This is a genomic window from Helicobacter suis HS1 (assembly GCF_026000295.1).
GTDB classification, from domain to species: domain Bacteria; phylum Campylobacterota; class Campylobacteria; order Campylobacterales; family Helicobacteraceae; genus Helicobacter; species Helicobacter suis.
In genome coordinates this window covers 94,414-112,007 of record NZ_AP026769.1, presented here as the reverse complement: position 1 = coordinate 112,007, position 17,594 = coordinate 94,414, and the positions used below count along the sequence as shown (strand labels likewise).

The following is a 17,594-nucleotide window of genomic DNA, read 5'->3' as shown; positions in this document are numbered from 1 at the left end:
TAATTGGGTTAAGATTTAAGGGTGCGTTGGCCATTTTGATTATGGGTATAACCTAAATGATCAAAATATTCTAAATAGGCGATGCAGTATTTGCGTGAGAGAGATAGATTCTCTTTAAGTAAATGAATATCTAAACTCCTATGCGTGTTTAATAAATCTCTCATTAAACACACCATCTCCTCTAAGGCTTCTTTTTGCACAAACACGTTATGGCATAACCGTATCACCTTGCGTTGTTGGCATAGAGTTTTTAAAGCTAGATCCCCAACTCTTCGATCTATATCTAAAAGATCGTAAAGATTATAGGGGGCTTGGGGGCTAAATTTAGCCTGTGCAATGAGTTGATAAAGCTTATCTTGGAGTTTGTCTTGTAATTTTTCTAAAACAAGACCTTTTAAAAACCACAGCCCTTTTTCCTCTTGTAATTGCCCCCTTTGTTCTAAAACTTTAAACGCTAGAGTGGCCAAATAGGGGCTAATGTAGTTGTGCTTAGAGTTAAGGCTTTTAGCGCTTAAAAGCGCTTGGGGGTTGTTTTTATAAATATTTAAAAGAGTGTGAATCACATTTTTAAGAGTGCTAGGGGCATAAAGTACACACTCTTGTGAGTCTACTAAGACATCAGGGAGAGTGTTAGCAATTTCTAAGGCTTTATGCGTTGTACAAGCAAAGCGCTGCATAGAAGAGAGCAACCCAAAGCCTTTTTTATGGGCTTTAGTTAAGATATTAAAACTTTGGGCTAAATCTTTGCAAGATAGCGCTTTAAGTAAAGCTAATTTGATAGGTTTTTTGAGTAAATCAGTAATAGGGTTAAGTACTAAAGCTGCTCCCCAAACCCGCTGGTTAATGCTAATAATGATTAAATCTAAATAACATGCAAAGATTTTTTGGCTACAGATTAAAGTGGCATAGGGGTATTGTAAGATCAACACCCTAGCTTGTAGTTTGAGTGTGCCAATTTGCAGGGTGATGTGTTGGTTATGCTTGAGTGCGGGGTTATTGCAGGTGCGCAATTCTACATCAATGCTATCAAATCCGCGCAAATAACCCTTAAGGGTTAAAAGCATGCCTTCTTGTAATTCTGTAGCTTTTATATTTTGTAAATGCAACGCCACGCGTTCATGGATATGAGCCTGCTTAACTTCCTCTCCATGTTGGTGCAAGGTTTTAACGCTAACTTCTTTAGATAAAGGCGCGATAGTGATTTTATCCCCTTGTTTAATACAGCCTCCAAGCACCGTGCCACTTACAGCCACCCCTCGCCCCTGCACTGTAAAAACACGATCAATATAAAGCCTAAAAAGGTGGTTTAAATCTTGGTTGGTTTGGCGTTTGCTAAAGGGATATTGGAGTAAAAAGTCTTTGAGTGTTTGGATACTCTCAGGATTATAAATACTACAGGCTAACACACCTAAAATACAAAGAGAATAGGGTTTAAGCGCTTCTATTATGGCTTGTTTTTGAGCCTTAATATCAGGGCATTTATCGGCTTTACTTAAAATAATCAGACAGGGGATTTGTAGTAATGAAAGCACTAAAGCATGTTCAAAACTTTGTTCTTTTAATCCTTCAAAGGCATCTATTACAAGCAAGGTTGCATCTAATCCAAAACTCCCCCCAATCATCGTAGAGACTAAATTTTTATGTCCGGGTACATCAATAAAACCTAAAGTTCGTTTAGAAGTTTTTAAACTTGTAAAACTTAAATCAATAGTAATACCACGCATGCGTTCATGTACACTAGTGTCTCCATCAAAGCCTGTTAAAGCCTTAATTAAAGCGCTTTTGCCATGATCAACATGCCCACAAGTGCCCAGTAGAAAATATTGCATATCACCGCTTTATAGGTTCTAACCAAACTTTAATCCCTCCCTTTAAAACAAGAGGGTTATTCACATCACTCACCCGCACAAAGCGTACCTTATCTGTAATGTCTAGGCTAATTTTTTCTGTAGGGGTATCTGTGGCTGTGTAATTTAGCATGTGCAGGGTGGCGTCAAAAAAACTAACTTGGGGTTGCCATTCCTTATCATTGGCCGCTATAATTAATTTACCACTATCAGTCATGTCCAGCCAATACACCCCGCTAATTTCTTTTAACTCTATCCCATCATTAACCGGGATAATTGGGGTGGCATGGGCTAATTTTGGGGTATTAACTTGGAAGGTATAACTCCAATCTTTAAGGCTATTGCGCTTTAAATCTAAAAGTACAAAGCCTTGTTTGGCAAAGAGTTTAGCAAGAAGGGTTGGATCAAGGGCATATTCTGTAGTGAGGGCAAAGGTAGCGCTACTATCATCTTGGTTATGCGTAACCTCTAAAATGGGGAAATAAGCATATCCCATAGAGGAAAGTACACCTCGAATCGTTTTAAGTAAAAGAAGTGGGGATGTTTTTGCCTCAAAATGCACGCGTAAAGAGCTGGGTTTTTTAAACTTAAGGGGTAGTAGGCCATTTTCTTTAAGGGCATTGATCACTTTTTGAATCTGTAAAGTCCCTTGTTCATAAAAGGCCTTTTTATGGCTAAAGACTCGCTGGATAAAATTTTTATTGGTTTGGTAAAAGGTGTGATCCATGAGACTTTTAATTTTGGTATCTAGGGCATCAGCGCTTAAGCAAAAGTAAAACGCTGTGATGAGTAAAACCAACCTCACCGGCTACGCTCTTGGTAGTGGGCTAGGCTAAGGCGTCGTAATCCTCCTTTGGGGGTATAAAGAAAGCGCAAAGGACGCTCGCGATTAAAGTCTAAGAGTTTGCCATTGGCTTTAATGGATAAATTTCCATGCCCAAAGGCTAAGAGCCACTTATGCCCCTGTGTGTTTAAAGTAAAAGGTTCTTTAAGAATTGTTTGTTTTTTATCCTTAGTGTGTAAATCAATGCTTTCCATCCACACATCTTCTTTAGGCGTGATCTCAATAGTGGGGTATTTTTCTGCCTCTTCTTTGGGGGGTTGCTCCTCTTTAGAAGGGGGCGTATTAGGTGTATTAGAGGGTGGAGTATTTTCTGCACTTTTTAAACCAGAGGGGGTAGAGCTTGGGGCTGGGGATTCTTGAGTTAATTTAGGCTGTGGTTGGTTTTGCTCTGAGGTTTTTGTTTGTATGCTTTGTTCTTGTGGAGTGGGGGAGGATTGTGTGCTAGTTATTTGAGGCTGAGAGGGGGAATCCGGGGTTTTTGCTAGGGGGGTGTTTTCTGATATACTTTCTTGAGTGGTGTTAGTACTATAATGCAGATACAAACCAAGAGCAAGAGCTAGCACGATGACAGGGACGATAAAAACCCATTTAGAGGTTTTTTGTTCATAGGAGATTTTAGGGGGGGGTAAATCCCCCACGCGCTCAGCGTCTAAAAAAGGCAGGGGTTTTTCTTGCTCCTGTTTTGACTCTTTTTGTACTTTTTGCTCTTGTGGCGCTGGAGTGGCATTTACTTCTTTAGGGCTTTCTTTAGAGCCGGCAAAAGAATTTTTTTTATCATACTCCACCAACCACTGGCTTAGATCAATCCGGTACTCTTTTTCTAGGATCTGCAAAAACCCCACAGCATGCACTCTTTGCAAAGAATTAAAGTCTTTTTCTAAAATTGCCTTGATTCGTGGGTTAGCAATTTTAGTGGTTTGTACGATCTCTTTAATTCCCTTTTCTTGTAATAATGCCAGCGCCTGATCTAGCGCCTCTATTTTTTCTTGTTCATTCATCCTCTCACCCTATCCATTAAAATTGCCCCCGCTACACTCACATTTAAAGAATCCATTTTACCCTGCATTTTGATATGTAAAAGTTGATCCATTTTGTTTAAAATCCTAGAATGTAAACCCATTCCCTCGCTTCCTAAAAATAAAGCTAATGGGTGTGTAAACACCGCATTTTTCACATCTTGTCCCCTAATGTGCGCTCCATAGCAAAATACCCCCGCCTCTTTGAGTTCACAAATAACATCTAAAATATTTTGGCACACACAAAAGGGTACATCATATAACGCCCCCAAACTAGAGCGCACCAACCCCTCATAGGGCATGTGCAAATCTAAAATCACCCCCTCAAAACCTAAAGCGGCTACACTTCTAAATAAAGCCCCCACATTGCCCACATCGCTTAACCCGCAAAGCACCAAAATTTTATCAAGAGTTTTAATATCTTTTAATGTGCTTTTTTGTGGAGGTAAAACCTCTGCTAAAAAACCCTGATGATTAGCCCCTTTAGCCATTGCTTGGGCTTTTTTAAAGTCTAAATTAATAATTTGGCTTTGATACTCCCTTTGATGTGCCCTAAATAAGCTAAAGGTTTTTTTATCCACCTCTTTAGCCAAATACAACACAGAAACCCTATTCGGATAATGCGTGAGCATGTGCAACACGACTTGCTTACCAAAGACAATCATGGGTTTTTATAAGCGCGCGTATACAATTCTTTAGGGCTTATCTGTGCTAATTTAGCCAATAACTTGACCTTGATCTTAGGGGGTAAATCCATGCACTCAATTTCTATAGCCGATAAACTAGGTTCTTGATTAGCTTGGCTTTCTACCACCAATACCCATTCTCCTTGCAAAGCCTTAGCACCCGCACCTCTAAGTTTGTCATAAACAACAGAGATCTCTCCTTTATAGTATTGCTGGTTTAATTTAGTCATTTCTTTAATGGCAAATACTTTTGCATCTGAGAAAATCTCTTTGAGATCGGCAAGCATGTCCAAAAGACGCTTAGGGCTTTCATAAAAAACTAAAAGGGGAGCAACACCGCGTAATTTAGTAAGCGCAGCGCGCCGATTCAAACTCTTAGGAGGCAAAAAGCCTACAAAATAAAAAGAGGAAGATTGAAACCCACTGGCACTATAAGCATTAATACACGCGCTTGCCCCGGGTAAAACATCATAGGTAATCCCATGTTCTTGGGCAAATGCCACTAATTTAGCCCCCGGATCGCTCACACAAGGACACCCCGCATCGCTAGCAAATACCACATGTTGGCTAGTGAAAAAAGAAGGCTCTACTTGGTTTAAAAACGCCTCTTGGTTGTGAGAATGAAAAGGTAAAAAGCGTTTAGGTTGTGTACTTTTTAATGGGGCTGCCCAATTCTGTTGTTTAAGTAAAAACACTAGCCGCTTAGCGATACGCACATCTTCACACAAACACACATCACAACTAGCCAAAGCCTCCAGCGCGCGCATAGTCATATCTTTGAGATTGCCAATAGGAGTGGGTAGCAAGGTGAGCAAAATTATTGCATTTTGTATTTTTGTCTGAATTTTTCCACGCGTCCGGTGGTGTCGGCGATTTTATCGCTACCTGTATAAAAAGGGTGGCAAAAGCTAGAAATATCAATTCTTAATTCGCTTTTAGTGCTCAGTACTTCAATTTCTTTACCACTAGTTACACAAGTAACCTTGCATGGAATGTATGAAACAACAGAGATCTCTCCTTTATAGTATTGCTGGTTTAATTTAGTCATTTCTTTAATGGCAAATACTTTTGTGACTGTAAGAACTTGCCAAATTAATGGTTTAAACCTCATCTCTTGGGCATACGGGTTTGTTGGAGTGTTTGTAATAAATGCGCCACCCCACCCTTAGAGCTCATTTTTTTAGCTAAATCTTTAACTTGATCAAAACGCTTTAAAATGCGATTAATCTCAGCCACTTCTAACCCACAACCTAAGGCGATGCGTTTTTTACGGCTTCCATTTAAAATACTTGGATCGTTTCTCTCTTGGGCAAATGCCACTAATTTAGCCCCCGGATCGCTCACACAAGGACACCCCGCATCGCTAGCAAATACCACATGTTGGCTAGTGAAAAAGAAGGCTCTACTTGGTTTAAAAACGCCTCTTGGTTGTGAGAATGAAAAGGTAAAAAGCGTTTAGGTTGTATACTTTTTAATGGGGCTGCCCAATTCTGTTGTTTAAGTAAAAACACTAGCCGCTTAGCCATACGCACTAATCACACTAGCCGTTTTTTCCGCTAAACCTGCAATATCCCCCGCTCCCATTAAACGATTAGCGATGCGATCGGGCATGAATATATCTAAATCTGGGATCTTCTCCCCATGCCCGATAAAGCGCAAGGGGATTTGTAACTGGTGGGCAATGCCTAACGCAACCCCGCCCTTGCTATCGCTATCAAACTTACTTAAAACCACCCCACTTAAACCGATTTCTGTATGGAAAGTTCCAGCCGAGCGCACCCCATCTTGCCCACTGAGCGCATCGGCTACATAAAAGGTTTCTGAAGGTTTAATTAAATCTTTTAAAGCCTTAAGTTCTTGCATTAAGTTTTGATCAATAGCCAAACGCCCCGCACTATCTACAATCACCACATCAAATTGCCCTTCTTTAGCGCGCTCTAGCGCTCCTTTAGCAATTTCTAAAATGGAGCCTTCTTGGTAAAAAACCTCTACCCCAATTTGTGTACCTAAAACTTGTAACTGTTCAACAGCAGCCAAGCGTTCTAAATCACAAGCCACTAATAAAACCTTTTTATGGCGGGTTTTAAGATAGTGTGCTAGTTTGGCACAGGTGGTGGTTTTACCCCCTCCTTGTAGCCCACACATCAAAACAATAGTAGGGGGGGTGGGAGCATAAACAAACCCGCTAGAACAACCCGGTACACTTAAAATTTCTAATAAACTCTCTTGTAAGGCATCAAAGAATTGTTGTTTGCCAATGCCCTTAGCTTTAGTTTTAGCCTCAATGTTTTTAACCAGTTCTTTAACCACTTTATGGTGGACATCATTGCGCAAAAGGGCTTTTTTTAGTTCCTCTAAAGCTTTTTCTAAAGCTTTTGTATCGTCTTGAAAACGGATTTTAGCTAGGGCATTTTTAAAGGATTGGGTTAGCGTATCAAACAAAATCTGGGATCTTCTCCCCATGCCCGATAAAGCGCAAGGGGATTTGTAACTGGTGGGCAATGCCTAACGCAACCCCGCCCTTGCTATCGCTATCAAACTTACTTATAGCCAAAAAATTAGGGTTATCTTCTGTATGGAAAGTTCCAGCCGAGCGCACCCCATCTTGCCCACTGAGCGCATCGGCTACATAAAAGGTCAGATTAACGCCCTCCAAACTCTTTTGTACGCGCCCTAATTCGCCTGTATCGCTCAAACTTTTAGCAACGCCCCGCACTATCAACTCTAAATGTGCAACTTTGCTAAGTTTACTAATAAACTAGCGCTCCTCTATTTGTAAATTCACTTTACTTTCCAGATAAACCTTTTGAATGGGGGCGTTTAAAAGAATTTTTAGCCGCCTAATGGCTGTAATAGCCTCTTTAATCGCATCAAAACGCATTTCTAAGGCATGATCTAAGTCCCCCCCTTTAGGATAGGGGCATATCATGATTGAAGGGTCTTTTTCTAAAGAAGTCCCGCTTAAATGATGGTAGAAATATTCGCTAATAAAGGGCATAAAAGGGTGAAGTAGCAATAAAGCTTCTTTAAAAATAGAAATGAGTTCGCTAAAAACTTGGGGGGCTTCTTGGGTGTTTTTGCTAGCCTTAGAAAATTCTACCACCCAATCGCAAAATTCCCCCCAGAAAAAACGATACAAAATTGTAGCCGCATCATTAAAACGGTACAATTCAAGCGCAAGGCGCACTTCTTTAGTGGTAGCATTTAAACGCGATTTGGCATACCGCCCTAGTGTGCTTTTACACTCTATTAAATTAACTTGTAAATTCCCTCCCGCCTCTATCAAACTTTTAGATAAAAACAAACTAGCGTGGTAGAGTTTATGGGTAAAGTGGCGTGCTTGGGTGATCACTTCCTTATTTAGGCGCAAATCCCGCCCTTGTACGCAAAGCATAGCCAAAGCAAAGCGCAAACTATCACTCCCCTCTGTGTTAATGATCTCTAAAGGATCAATAACATTGCCCTTAGATTTGCTCATCTTCTCGCCCTTTTCATCGCGCACTAGGGCGTGTAAGTAGATATGCTTAAAGGGCAACTCACCTAAGAAACTTTCTCCAGCCAAAAGCATGCGCGCCACCCAAAAAAATAAAATATCAAAACCGGTGATTAAAACGCTATTGGGGTAAAAATCTTTTAAATCATGGGGATCAAATAAAACCCCCTCTAAACCCAGATTTTCTTGAGCCCAGCCTAGAGTACTAAAGGGCCAAAGCCCTGAGCTAAACCAAGTATCTAGTACATCAGGGTCTTGTTCTAAATGGGTATTAGCACATTTAGGGCAAGTTTTGGGCGTATCCAGACTGACAAATTGGTGGTGATTAGCACAGGTAAAGATAGGAATGCGATGTCCCCACCAAAGTTGGCGGCTAATGCACCAATCGCGTAATTGCTCCATCCATGCGTTGTAATTATTGCGCCAATGGGAGGGGAAGAAGTGCGCTAAACCTTGTTTGATTTTTCTAATTGAATCTTGTGCCACCTCTTTTTTAACAAACCACTGCTTAGAAATATAAGGTTCAATAGAACTATTACAGCGATAACACTTGCCCACTTGGTGGGTGTGATCCTCAATTTTTTCTATAAAGCCCCCTTCTTGCAAGGCCTGCACAATTAAATCTCTAGCTTCTAGGCGATCGTGATTAGTAAATGTACCTGCATGGCTATTTAAAATCCCTTTTTCATCAAAGATCACTAAGGAGTCTAGTTGGTGGCGCTTGCCTACCTCATAATCATTAAAATCATGCGCCGGTGTTACTTTAACACAGCCACTTCCAAAACTAGGATCTACATAAGAATCAGCAATAATAGGGATAACCCGCCCATTTAGAGGCAAAATAGCCTTTTGGCCGATGAGGTGTTTATAGCGCGCATCTTCGGGGTGTACCATGAGTGCTACATCGCCAAATAAAGTTTCAGGGCGTGTAGTGGCTACTATGACTAATCCGCCTTGCTCTAAAAAGTAGCGTAAATGATAAAGCTTACCCTGCTCTTCTGCATATTCCACCTCAATATCTGCTAAAGCCCCGTCTTTACAACACCAGTTGATCATGTAAGTCCCTTGCACAATCAAGCCTTGATCAAACCATGTTTTAAACGCTTGTTTAACCGCCCTTTCTAACCCTATATCCATCGTAAAGCGCAACCGACTCCAAGCACAAGAAATACCTAGTTGTTGCATTTGCTCTACAATCTGCCCCCCGCAAGCCTCTTTCCATTCTAAAACCTTTTGGATAAAAGCCTCACGGCCAATCTCCTCTTTTTTAATTCCCTGTTCTAATAGCTGCTTTTCTACAACATTTTGCGTAGCAATACCGGCATGATCTAAACCGGGTTGGTAGAGTACGCGATAACCGTCCATGCGTTTAAAGCGTGCTAAAATATCTTGCAAGCTAAAAGTGAGGGCATGCCCTATGTGCAAGCGACCGGTGATATTAGGCGGGGGCATCATGAGGGCAAAGGGAGGCTTATTTGTATCTTTATCTACTTCAAAATAGCCTCTGTCTTGGCAAATACTGTAATAATGCTTTTCTAAGGCTAGATCAAAGGGAGGCAAATCCATAAAAATCCTTAGAATTTTTATTTTATTCTAACCTGAAGTGGCTTAAAAGAGTAATCTCTACCTTTGCAGATCAATAAAAAACTCCACATTGCCCTCTTTACCCTTAAGGCCTGATTCTTCTATCCGCATTACTTTTAAACCATAGCCTTGCGCTTCTTTTATAAAATTTTCTAAACACTGCCTTGTAGCGTTAAAATCCATAACCACCCCTCTTTTATTGCGCTTAACAAAACGACCCACTTCAAATTGGGGTTTAAAAAGCAAGAGATAGCGCCGGCTTAAGGGTAAGAGAGTTTTTAAAAGCAAATGCAAAGAAATAAAACTCACATCACAGGTTAATAAATCATGCATTGTACTAGTTTTAAAATAGCGGATATCACACCTTTCATGTAATTCAATCTGTGGGTGGGTTTTAAGGCTTGGGTCTAACTGATCTTTGCCCACATCTACACATATAACCCGCATCGCTCCTTTTTCTAAAAGTACTTGTGCAAACCCACCCGTGCTAGAACCCACATCTAAAACAATTTTATGATAACAATCAATAGGGTATTTTTCTAAATAATGCCAAAGCTTTTGGCCTGCACGGCTAATAAAACGTTTAGGTATAAGGGTTAGATTTTGCTCTAAACTTTCTAATAGTACTCCCTTAATCTCTAAACTAGGCTTACTAAGAATATAGCCATTAGTGCAAATCTTCCCCTCTAAAATCAGTTGCTTAGCCCATGTCCGGCTCTTAGCTAGCCCTTTTTCAACCAAATATTGATCTAAACGCATTTAAAACCCAATGTTGCCATGTTTATATAAACCCCTATTTCAATGCTGTTGTAAAAACCAGCCAGCATACAAAAACTTGTTTTCATGTTATGATAACGCGATTAGATTATAAGGAGTTATTGTGAAAAAAATGGCATTAGGCGTCTTATTAGCATGTGGGCTAGTCCATGCAACTAGCATTGATACCACTAAGGTTAGCATGGGATTTACAGCTTTTAAGACTGCCAAAAAGGTAGGGGTCAATGGGAGTTTTGATCATGTAGCCTATCGCTTTGGTAAGGACACTTCTAGCATCGCACACATGCTAGATAAGGCAAGCGCTACTATTGATGTTTCTCATGTCAATTTAAACGATCCAGTTAAAACCAAAAATGTTAAAGAGGCGTTTTTTGATTTGTTCAAAGATAAAACTCTCAAAGTCATTTTTAGAAATGTGGTAGCAGGCGATGGACAGGGCAGTATTTTAGCCAGTGTGCGCATGAATGGTAAAAGTGTAAAAGTACCCATGAGTTATCACATCGCCAATAAAGAACTTGTAGCTACTGGTGTATTAGATATTTTAGAATTTGGCTTACAAAATGAGTTTGCTAAACTAGCCGCGCAGTGCCATGCCCAGCATGAAAAACTCACATGGTCTCAAGTAGAGATCACTTTCAAAGCCGCTCTTAAAGAATAACACAATGGCAAAAAAAGAGTTGGAACACCCGCTCTTGCACAGTATCAACGATTTTAATGAGGCTAAGCAGGTGATTGTGGGGGGGGTTAATTCACCTGTGCGGACTTTTAAAAGTGTAGGGGGGACTCCTCCCTTTATTTTTAAAGGCAAAGGCTATACTCTCTTTGATGTAGATGGAAACACTTATGTAGATTTTGTACAAAGTTGGGGACCTTTACTCTTTGGACATGCTGATTCTGATATTGAAGCGCAGGTGATCGCCACTTTACAAAGAGGTTTAAGTTTTGGCGCGCCCACTGAATTAGAAACCACTTTAGCTAAAAAAATCGTGTTGAGTTATGAGGGTGTAGAAAAGGTGCGCTTAGTCAGTAGTGGTACGGAGGCTACTATGAGTGCTATCCGCCTAGCTAGGGCCTTTAGTGGTAAAGATGATATTCTTAAATTTGAGGGGTGTTATCACGGCCATAGCGATAGTTTATTAGTGAGCGCTGGCAGTGGCTGTGCTACTTTTGGCCATCCATCTTCTTTGGGAGTACCAGAGGATTTTAGTAAACACACTTTGGTAGCCCGTTATAATGATATAGCCTCTCTTAAAGCTTGTTTTGAAAAAGGAGATATTGGCTGTGTCATCATTGAACCTATTGCGGGTAATATGGGGTTAGTGCCAGCTAAATTAGAGTTTTTAGAAGAGTTACAACATCTTTGTCAAATTAAGGGAGCGGTGCTAATTTTTGATGAGGTGATGAGTGGCTTTAGGGCATCTCTTAGCGGATCACAAAGTTATCATCACCTCGTGCCTGATTTAGTAACCTTTGGTAAGGTTATTGGGGGGGGCTTGCCTCTAGCTTGCTTTGGAGGGCGCGCAGAAATCATGGATATGCTTGCTCCAATTGGGGGGGTTTATCAGGCGGGTACACTTAGTGGTAATCCAGTAGCCGTAGCAGCTGGTATTATGGCTTTAGAAAAAATCCAGCATGATCTTAAACTCTATTCTCGCTTAGAAGCACTAGCCACACAGTTTACTCAAGGGCTTAAAACAGCTGCGGCCTCTTGTGATTTGGCATTGCAGACATGCGTCAGAGGAAGCATGTTTGGGTTTTTCTTTACAGATAAAGAGGTGCAAAACTTTGAAGACGCCCAGCAATCAAATACCGCCCTATACGCCACTTTCCATCAAAAGATGTTACAAAAAGGGGTGTATTTACCCGCTTCAGCCTTTGAAACTAGCTTTATTTGTACACCTATGGATTCCTCTATTTTAGAAGCATGTCTAAGCAGAGCTCAGGAGAGTTTTTATGAAATCGCCCATAAAGTCTGATCCTAAATTTAAACCCGTTGTAGAAGGGGCAAACACTTTAAGTTTAGGTATTTCTATTGTGGTTGCGCTTTTGCTAGGGGTTGGTATTGGCTATGGTCTTGTTAGACTCACTAAAATCTCTTGGCTCTTTTGGTTAGGGGTTTTTGGGGAGTGGGCGGGGCTATTTTAAATGTGTATAAAGCCTATAAACAAGCCAAAGCAGAGCTAGATAGTTTAGCCTCTGATCCAAAATACCAACACCATAAAATCTAATGTGTTCCTTAAAATGTGCTCTGCTACTTTTGCTTTATAACGCCTTACTAACGGCTTTAATAGGTCTAAAGTGGGGAATGAGTGGGGCTATTAATTTTGAGGCTAGCTTTTTAGGTTTTTTAGGTGTTTTGCTAGCCGGCTATAGACAACTTGAAACTAGGTTAAAAAATGGAGCTGAAATTCCTCCCAAGTTCTCAGCCTTTATTTTGGGGTTAAAGACTTCTTTTGGGTTTTTAAAACTGGGAGCATATGCGCTATTTCTCTTTATTCTTTTCTATCTCTTACACACCCATGCTTTCATGCCCAAACCCTATCTTTTGGGTTTAGGAACTTGTTTGGTGGGGGTGTTGGTTTTACAAGTTTTGCGCGCTAAAAATAAGTAGCATGGACAAATACCAAATCGTGATAGAGAGAAACTCGTTTTATTTTTCAAATATCAAGTTTGAAGAGGAATATGAAGCGAGGGGTGTATTTACCCGCTTCAGCCTTTGAAACTAGCTTTATTTTATACACCTATGGATTCCTCTATTTTAGAAGCATGTCTAAGCAGAGCTCAGGAGAGTTTTTATGAAATCGCCCATAAAGTCTGATCCTAAATTTAAACCCGTTGTAGAAGGGGCAAACACTTTAAGTTTAGGTATTTCTATTGTGGTTGCGCTTTTGCTAGGGGTTGGTATTGGCTATGGTCTTGTTAGACTCACTAAAATCTCTTGGCTCTTTTGGTTAGGGGTTTTTTTGGGGAGTGGGCGGGGCTATTTTAAATGTGTATAAAGCCTATAAACAAGCCAAAGCAGAGCTAGATAGTTTAGCCTCTGATCCAAAATACCAACACCATAAAATCTAATGTGTTCCTTAAAATGTGCTCTGCTACTTTTGCTTTATAACGCCTTACTAACGGCTTTAATAGGTCTAAAGTGGGGAATGAGTCTCTTTATTAGGCTCTATGGCAGCTTATCCCGAAGTAGCGATTAAAGAAATTTTAAAAGCCTGTAAAATCCCTTTTGAAAACGGAGATTTACCCCTTTTAAGCGCAAGTTCTCAGCCTTTATTTTGGGGTTAAAGACTTCTTTTGGGTTTTTAAAACTGGGAGCATATGCGCTATTTCTCTTTATTCTTTTCTATCTCTTACACACCCATCTTTCATGCCCAAACCCTATCTTTTGGGTTTAGGAACTTGTTTGGTGGGGGTGTTGGTTTTACAAGTTTTGCGCGCTAAAAATAAGTTGGTTGGACAAATACCAAGTAAGATTTAAAACGCATGGTAGAGGCTTATCAAGAAGTTTTTACTTTTAGAGTAGATGAGCTAGAACGCTTTAAAGTATAAAAACTTTACTACTCAATTTACAAAATACGATTCACAACAAAGGTTGCAAGGAAGAAATTTTTGTAGAATTTATCCAAAGCCATAAACTTGGCTTAGAAGCTTTGTTAATACTCAACGCCCTAGCCCATGAGAATCTCAAACGCATTCTTACAATAGCAAGAATTGTAAAAGATAGTTTACAGTGGTGTCAAGAATGGATTAATGAATGCTTAAGAGTGCTTAAAAATGATGGCTGTCTTTTTTTTGCACAATATTCCCAAATGGCTAACTTTTTACGCCTCTTTTCTTAATACACGGGCTATTTTTAGACATTGGATTAGCTGGGATGCGATGAGTGCGCCTATGGGCAAGACTTTACAACCCGCTCATTATGGTATTTTGTTTTATTCTAAAGGAGAGCTAAAGGGGCGTTTTAAGGAAATCCGCTACCCACATAAAAAAGATAGGAAAGGCACACTCTTGAAAGACTATGGAGGCAAAAAGCAAATGCTACACCCCTTTGGACCGCTTTGTTCAGATGTGTGGAGCGATATTCATAGAATCCGCCATGCTAAAAAAAGAGATAAACACCCCTGCCAATTACCCCCGCATTTGCTAGAACGCCTTATCTTGATGAGTATGGAAGAGGGTGAGGTGATCTTAGATCCTTTTTTGGGTACAGGCACTACAGCCATTGCTGCTAAGAGATTACAAAGAAACTTTATAGGCTTTGAAAAGGATTGGCACTATTGCCAAATAGCCCGCGAAAAAGTGGATACAGAAAAATTTATCTCTAAGTTAGGGAATGTTTATGTGAGTTTTTATCTCCATGAGGTGATCACGCTAAGAGAATATGATTGGCCAAATCTAAAAGATTTTTTTGAGATACCCCAGATAATTAAAGATATTGATACACAAAAAATTAGGCTCAGAGGTTAAGCTTATGCTAAATTTTAGGGCGATAGCGCGATTTTCTCTCTAATATCCCATCTTTACACATGTACTCTAAGCCAAGTGGATTTTGAGAACTATATTTAAGCGCATTAGCACAAGTCATAAAGCGTGTGGACTGGTGCGCGTGTTTTTAGCTATGTTTTTAGCTATATCAAAATCTTTTATAAGAAAATTTTAACACAATAATCCTCTCTATAAAATGCCCCGGCTACTTGGCCTTCTTTAGTTTCTATGAATTTGGCTATTGCGCCTTTTAGATCGTGGTAAAACTTTTTAAAGTTTTTACCAAAGGTTGGATTATGAGGGATTTCTTGATTTTTAAGCGGTGCTTTAGTAGCCTTTTGCTTGAGTTGGTTAGGGAAGGTCTTAGCCTTAAAAGTCTCAGCGAGTATATTTGGGGCTTTCTCACTAAAAAACAAAAGATCTAAGGAAATAAAGAAGCATCTAGTGAAAAAGCCACACAGAACCGATATACATTCCACACAAGTAGAAGGATTGCCCGAATTTACAGGCCACGAATTTACCACAGAGTCTTATCGTTATTATTTAAAAGAAATGATCAAGCGCATATATCCCCAAGCCGCCTCAAATCTTCCACCAAATCATCCAGCGGTTTTAGACCTCGTTAATAAGACGCAATATCTAGAGATAAGAAAAATGTTAAAGGAAATAGCTAAAAGAGATAAAGACATTTTAGAATTTTTACGCGATATGACAGCTATGTATGGAACACTTGAAAGACACTACCCTAAAACCTACACAATCATCTTAAACATCTTGACATCTCAAAATAGATAAAGATATGGGCGTTCATCAAGTCCGCACGACTGTCCTAGACATTGAGTGTAATACCCCCCTTTAGTCCTATTTTTAAGTATATTGGGTATTTTTATAAAACACTCCCTGCGTTTTTCACAAACATATCTTTTAAACGGGTAAATTCTAGTTGATCTAAATGTTTTTGGGCAAAGTCTAGGGCTTCAGATAAGCTTGTGCGGTTATTGCGTGCACTATGAGCAAGCAAGGCTAAATTAGTGGCCTCAATATCTGGGGCTTTAGCTTGTTTATCTAGCATTTTAGCCACTCTTAGGGCTAATTCCTCCACATCGCTACTTTCTAAACTTAAAACTTTAAGATTTTGCGGGGTGATGTATTCATCATACTTTCCAATAGCGGCTATTAGTCTATCCCCAAAAGTAGTTGTGCGCTCCTTATTGCTAGCACTGGCAAGATTGATCAATTCTTTATCAGTTAGATTACTTTTAGGAGTTCTAACAAGTAGTTCATCATGTTTTAACTCAATGCCATAAGTATTTGATATAGCTTGTTCATAAGCTTTTCTACTCTCTGGGCTAAACTCTTGCATGCCTAAAGCTCTATGGTTACCTACGATCACTTGCCCGTCATTAATAATAATGGGTAGATCATCAAAGCCTCCACGATTGATCACATATTCGGGTTTAAAGTTATTTGCAATTTCTGCTACTTTGTTTAAATCTGTTTGTGTGCGAGTCTGCACACCGCTTTTAGCCTGCATATTAGGCTTAACATCTGTAGTCTTAACCACCACAAAATCAAGTGGGTAAATATGGGTATCATCTAGGCTAATACTACTGGCATAGCCATTTAACTTTTGCATGGGAATACTTTCCCCTATCTCAAGCGGTCTTTCATTTTCTTTAAGGCCGGCTAAATTAGCCTTTTGATTTTGCTTAATGGCCTTAATCGCCTCATCTGCCTTTAATCCTAGAGCTCTAGCCTCTTTGATCACTGCGGCGGTACTCTTAGGCGTGCTTAGATTTTCTAAATAAAGCCTTTTATTTTGACTCTGAAGTGCCTTAAACTCCGCATAGCTTAAACCTTTAGCCTTAGCCTCCTTATAAATCTCTGATACAGGTTTGTAAGTGAGTAGTTTAGTCTCTTGACTTTTAAGGGGGGGAGTGGTAGGGTTTGGCTTATCCTTTTGGGCTAGATCGGAGCCAAGCCCAGACTTAGCCGCGACTTGGTCGAACTTCTGCGCGGGGGATTCTTTAGGGTATCTCTTATAAGCGGTTACAATCCAGTAATTATCTCCTTCGTGTTTCCACCCTTGTGTTAAGCCTACTCTAAATTCTTGGTTGTCTTTTTTTAAGATGATGGTTTTTATTCCCGCTTGATCTGTAACTACCTTTCCATTTTCTACTATTTCCTCCAACCCCCTACCCAACTTCTCAAGTGCACTATTTCCCTCAAACCCTTTAAAGTCATCAAGGTGTTTTTCTATAATCTTAGCTAGCCCATGTCCTTTAAGTTTGCCACTTTGATCTCTAATTTCCCCCCACACCAAATCTATATCGCCTAAATCCTCTCTATAAAATGCCCCGGCTACTTGTCCCTCTTTAGCCTCTATGAGTTTAGCGATTGCACCTTTTGGATCATGGTAGAATTCCTCAAAGTTTTTACCAAAGGCTGGATTGTGGGGGATTTCACCTATCCCCTCATTTGGTAGAGCTCTTGCCTCTTGCTCATTTTGTAACCCCCTCCCCTCTAGCTTTTGCCCCGCTCCTGTTTCTGGTGTTTCACTCTCTAAACCCCTAGCCTTTACATCCGCCTCACTCTCTAAAGCTCTCCCCTCTTTACTTACTTGAGTTCCCCCACTGCTAGCACTGCCCCCACTCTCCACACTCTTAGGTAAATTCTGTTCAACCTCTCTAATTAGGGCTTTAGTAGCGTTACTAAACTCAGCTCTACTTGCGATTAGATTTATGCAGATGTTTATAAGTATTCGCTTCAAACACGCCTTTTTGATCTAGGGTTAGTTGCGTGGTAGACATACGCCATCAAAGACTAAATGTCGCGCGTGGCTATTGTGCATACTCTCAA

The 17,594-nt window shown here is 40.1% G+C and carries 16 protein-coding genes and 3 pseudogenes; 7 read left to right on the top strand and 12 right to left on the bottom strand.

Annotation, left to right across the window (positions count from 1 at the left end; all coding sequences use genetic code 11):
• Positions 1-8 precede the first annotated feature (8 nt).
• The 10 genes and pseudogenes from selB to tlyA all read right to left on the bottom strand — a co-directional run bounded on the left by selB (position 9) and on the right by tlyA (position 10,229).
• A complete protein-coding gene (selB, locus tag OO773_RS00745) occupies positions 9-1,829 on the bottom strand; it encodes a selenocysteine-specific translation elongation factor (RefSeq protein ID WP_040499143.1) in 1,821 nt (606 codons plus the stop codon).
• 1 nt (position 1,830) lies between these two features.
• Positions 1,831-2,652 carry a hypothetical protein gene (locus OO773_RS00740; protein WP_040499142.1) on the bottom strand — a complete coding sequence of 274 codons (822 nt, stop codon included), beginning with the start codon at positions 2,650-2,652 and terminating at the stop codon, positions 1,831-1,833.
• On the bottom strand, positions 2,649-3,689 hold the full coding sequence (locus tag OO773_RS00735; protein WP_006564160.1) for a hypothetical protein: 1,041 nt from the start codon (positions 3,687-3,689) through the stop codon (positions 2,649-2,651). The genes OO773_RS00740 and OO773_RS00735 overlap by 4 nt, the downstream gene beginning before the upstream one ends.
• On the bottom strand, positions 3,686-4,372 hold the full coding sequence (gene rlmB / locus OO773_RS00730) for a 23S rRNA (guanosine(2251)-2'-O)-methyltransferase RlmB (protein ID WP_006564159.1): 687 nt from the start codon (positions 4,370-4,372) through the stop codon (positions 3,686-3,688). The genes OO773_RS00735 and rlmB overlap by 4 nt, the downstream gene beginning before the upstream one ends.
• Complete coding sequence (rsmI, locus tag OO773_RS00725; protein ID WP_006564158.1) at positions 4,369-5,208, bottom strand: 16S rRNA (cytidine(1402)-2'-O)-methyltransferase; 840 nt, start codon at positions 5,206-5,208, stop codon at positions 4,369-4,371. Before rsmI ends, rlmB begins: the two co-directional genes overlap by 4 nt.
• Positions 5,209-5,210: 2 nt before the next feature.
• Positions 5,211-5,441, bottom strand: a complete 231-nt coding sequence (rpmE, locus tag OO773_RS00720; protein ID WP_264828592.1) for a 50S ribosomal protein L31 — start codon at positions 5,439-5,441, stop codon at positions 5,211-5,213.
• A 59-nt stretch (positions 5,442-5,500) separates the two neighbouring features.
• Positions 5,501-6,856, bottom strand: a pseudogene (locus tag OO773_RS00710) (signal recognition particle receptor subunit alpha).
• Positions 6,828-7,109 (bottom strand): P-loop NTPase family protein, encoded by a 282-nt coding sequence (locus tag OO773_RS10200; RefSeq protein ID WP_456152234.1) that lies wholly within the window; start codon positions 7,107-7,109, stop codon positions 6,828-6,830. Before OO773_RS10200 ends, OO773_RS00710 begins: the two are co-directional and overlap by 29 nt.
• 42 nt (positions 7,110-7,151) lie before the next feature.
• Positions 7,152-9,452: a valine--tRNA ligase gene (locus OO773_RS00700; protein WP_456152233.1), complete on the bottom strand. Its 2,301-nt coding sequence runs from the start codon at positions 9,450-9,452 to the stop codon at positions 7,152-7,154.
• 57 nt (positions 9,453-9,509) lie between these two features.
• Positions 9,510-10,229: a 23S rRNA (cytidine-2'-O)-methyltransferase TlyA gene (tlyA, locus tag OO773_RS00695; RefSeq protein WP_006564154.1), complete on the bottom strand. Its 720-nt coding sequence runs from the start codon at positions 10,227-10,229 to the stop codon at positions 9,510-9,512.
• Positions 10,230-10,350: 121 nt separating this feature from the next.
• Here tlyA and OO773_RS00690 point away from each other — a divergent pair, with 121 nt between their 5' ends.
• The 6 genes and pseudogenes from OO773_RS00690 to OO773_RS00665 all read left to right on the top strand — a co-directional run bounded on the left by OO773_RS00690 (position 10,351) and on the right by OO773_RS00665 (position 14,717).
• Positions 10,351-10,905, top strand: coding sequence for a YceI family protein (locus tag OO773_RS00690; protein WP_034376710.1), 555 nt, complete (start codon positions 10,351-10,353; stop codon positions 10,903-10,905).
• A gap of 4 nt (positions 10,906-10,909) precedes the next feature.
• Positions 10,910-12,223, top strand: a complete 1,314-nt coding sequence (gene hemL, locus OO773_RS00685) for a glutamate-1-semialdehyde 2,1-aminomutase (protein WP_040499141.1) — start codon at positions 10,910-10,912, stop codon at positions 12,221-12,223.
• Positions 12,201-12,475 (top strand): annotated as a pseudogene (locus tag OO773_RS00680) (AtpZ/AtpI family protein). The gene hemL and the pseudogene OO773_RS00680 overlap by 23 nt, the downstream one beginning before the upstream one ends.
• 77 nt (positions 12,476-12,552) lie before the next feature.
• The gene (locus tag OO773_RS00675; protein ID WP_231102884.1) at positions 12,553-12,858 is read left to right on the top strand and encodes a hypothetical protein; all 306 of its coding nucleotides are present in this window, start codon (positions 12,553-12,555) and stop codon (positions 12,856-12,858) included.
• A gap of 184 nt (positions 12,859-13,042) precedes the next feature.
• A pseudogene (locus tag OO773_RS00670) lies at positions 13,043-13,319 on the top strand (AtpZ/AtpI family protein).
• Between the two features lie 708 nt (positions 13,320-14,027).
• Complete coding sequence (locus tag OO773_RS00665) at positions 14,028-14,717, top strand: DNA-methyltransferase (protein WP_073115478.1); 690 nt, start codon at positions 14,028-14,030, stop codon at positions 14,715-14,717.
• A 176-nt stretch (positions 14,718-14,893) separates the two neighbouring features.
• Here OO773_RS00665 and OO773_RS00660 read toward each other — a convergent pair whose 3' ends face one another.
• A complete protein-coding gene (locus OO773_RS00660) occupies positions 14,894-15,151 on the bottom strand; it encodes a hypothetical protein (RefSeq protein ID WP_034376700.1) in 258 nt (85 codons plus the stop codon).
• Positions 15,152-15,179: 28 nt separating this feature from the next.
• Between OO773_RS00660 and OO773_RS00655 the strand changes: the two genes are divergently transcribed.
• Complete coding sequence (locus OO773_RS00655; RefSeq protein ID WP_034376698.1) at positions 15,180-15,530, top strand: hypothetical protein; 351 nt, start codon at positions 15,180-15,182, stop codon at positions 15,528-15,530.
• Positions 15,531-15,621: 91 nt separating this feature from the next.
• Here OO773_RS00655 and OO773_RS00650 read toward each other — a convergent pair whose 3' ends face one another.
• Entirely contained in the window at positions 15,622-17,505 is a 1,884-nt protein-coding gene (locus OO773_RS00650; protein ID WP_073115475.1) for a putative barnase/colicin E5 family endoribonuclease, read from the bottom strand.
• Positions 17,506-17,594: the final 89 nt, after the last annotated feature.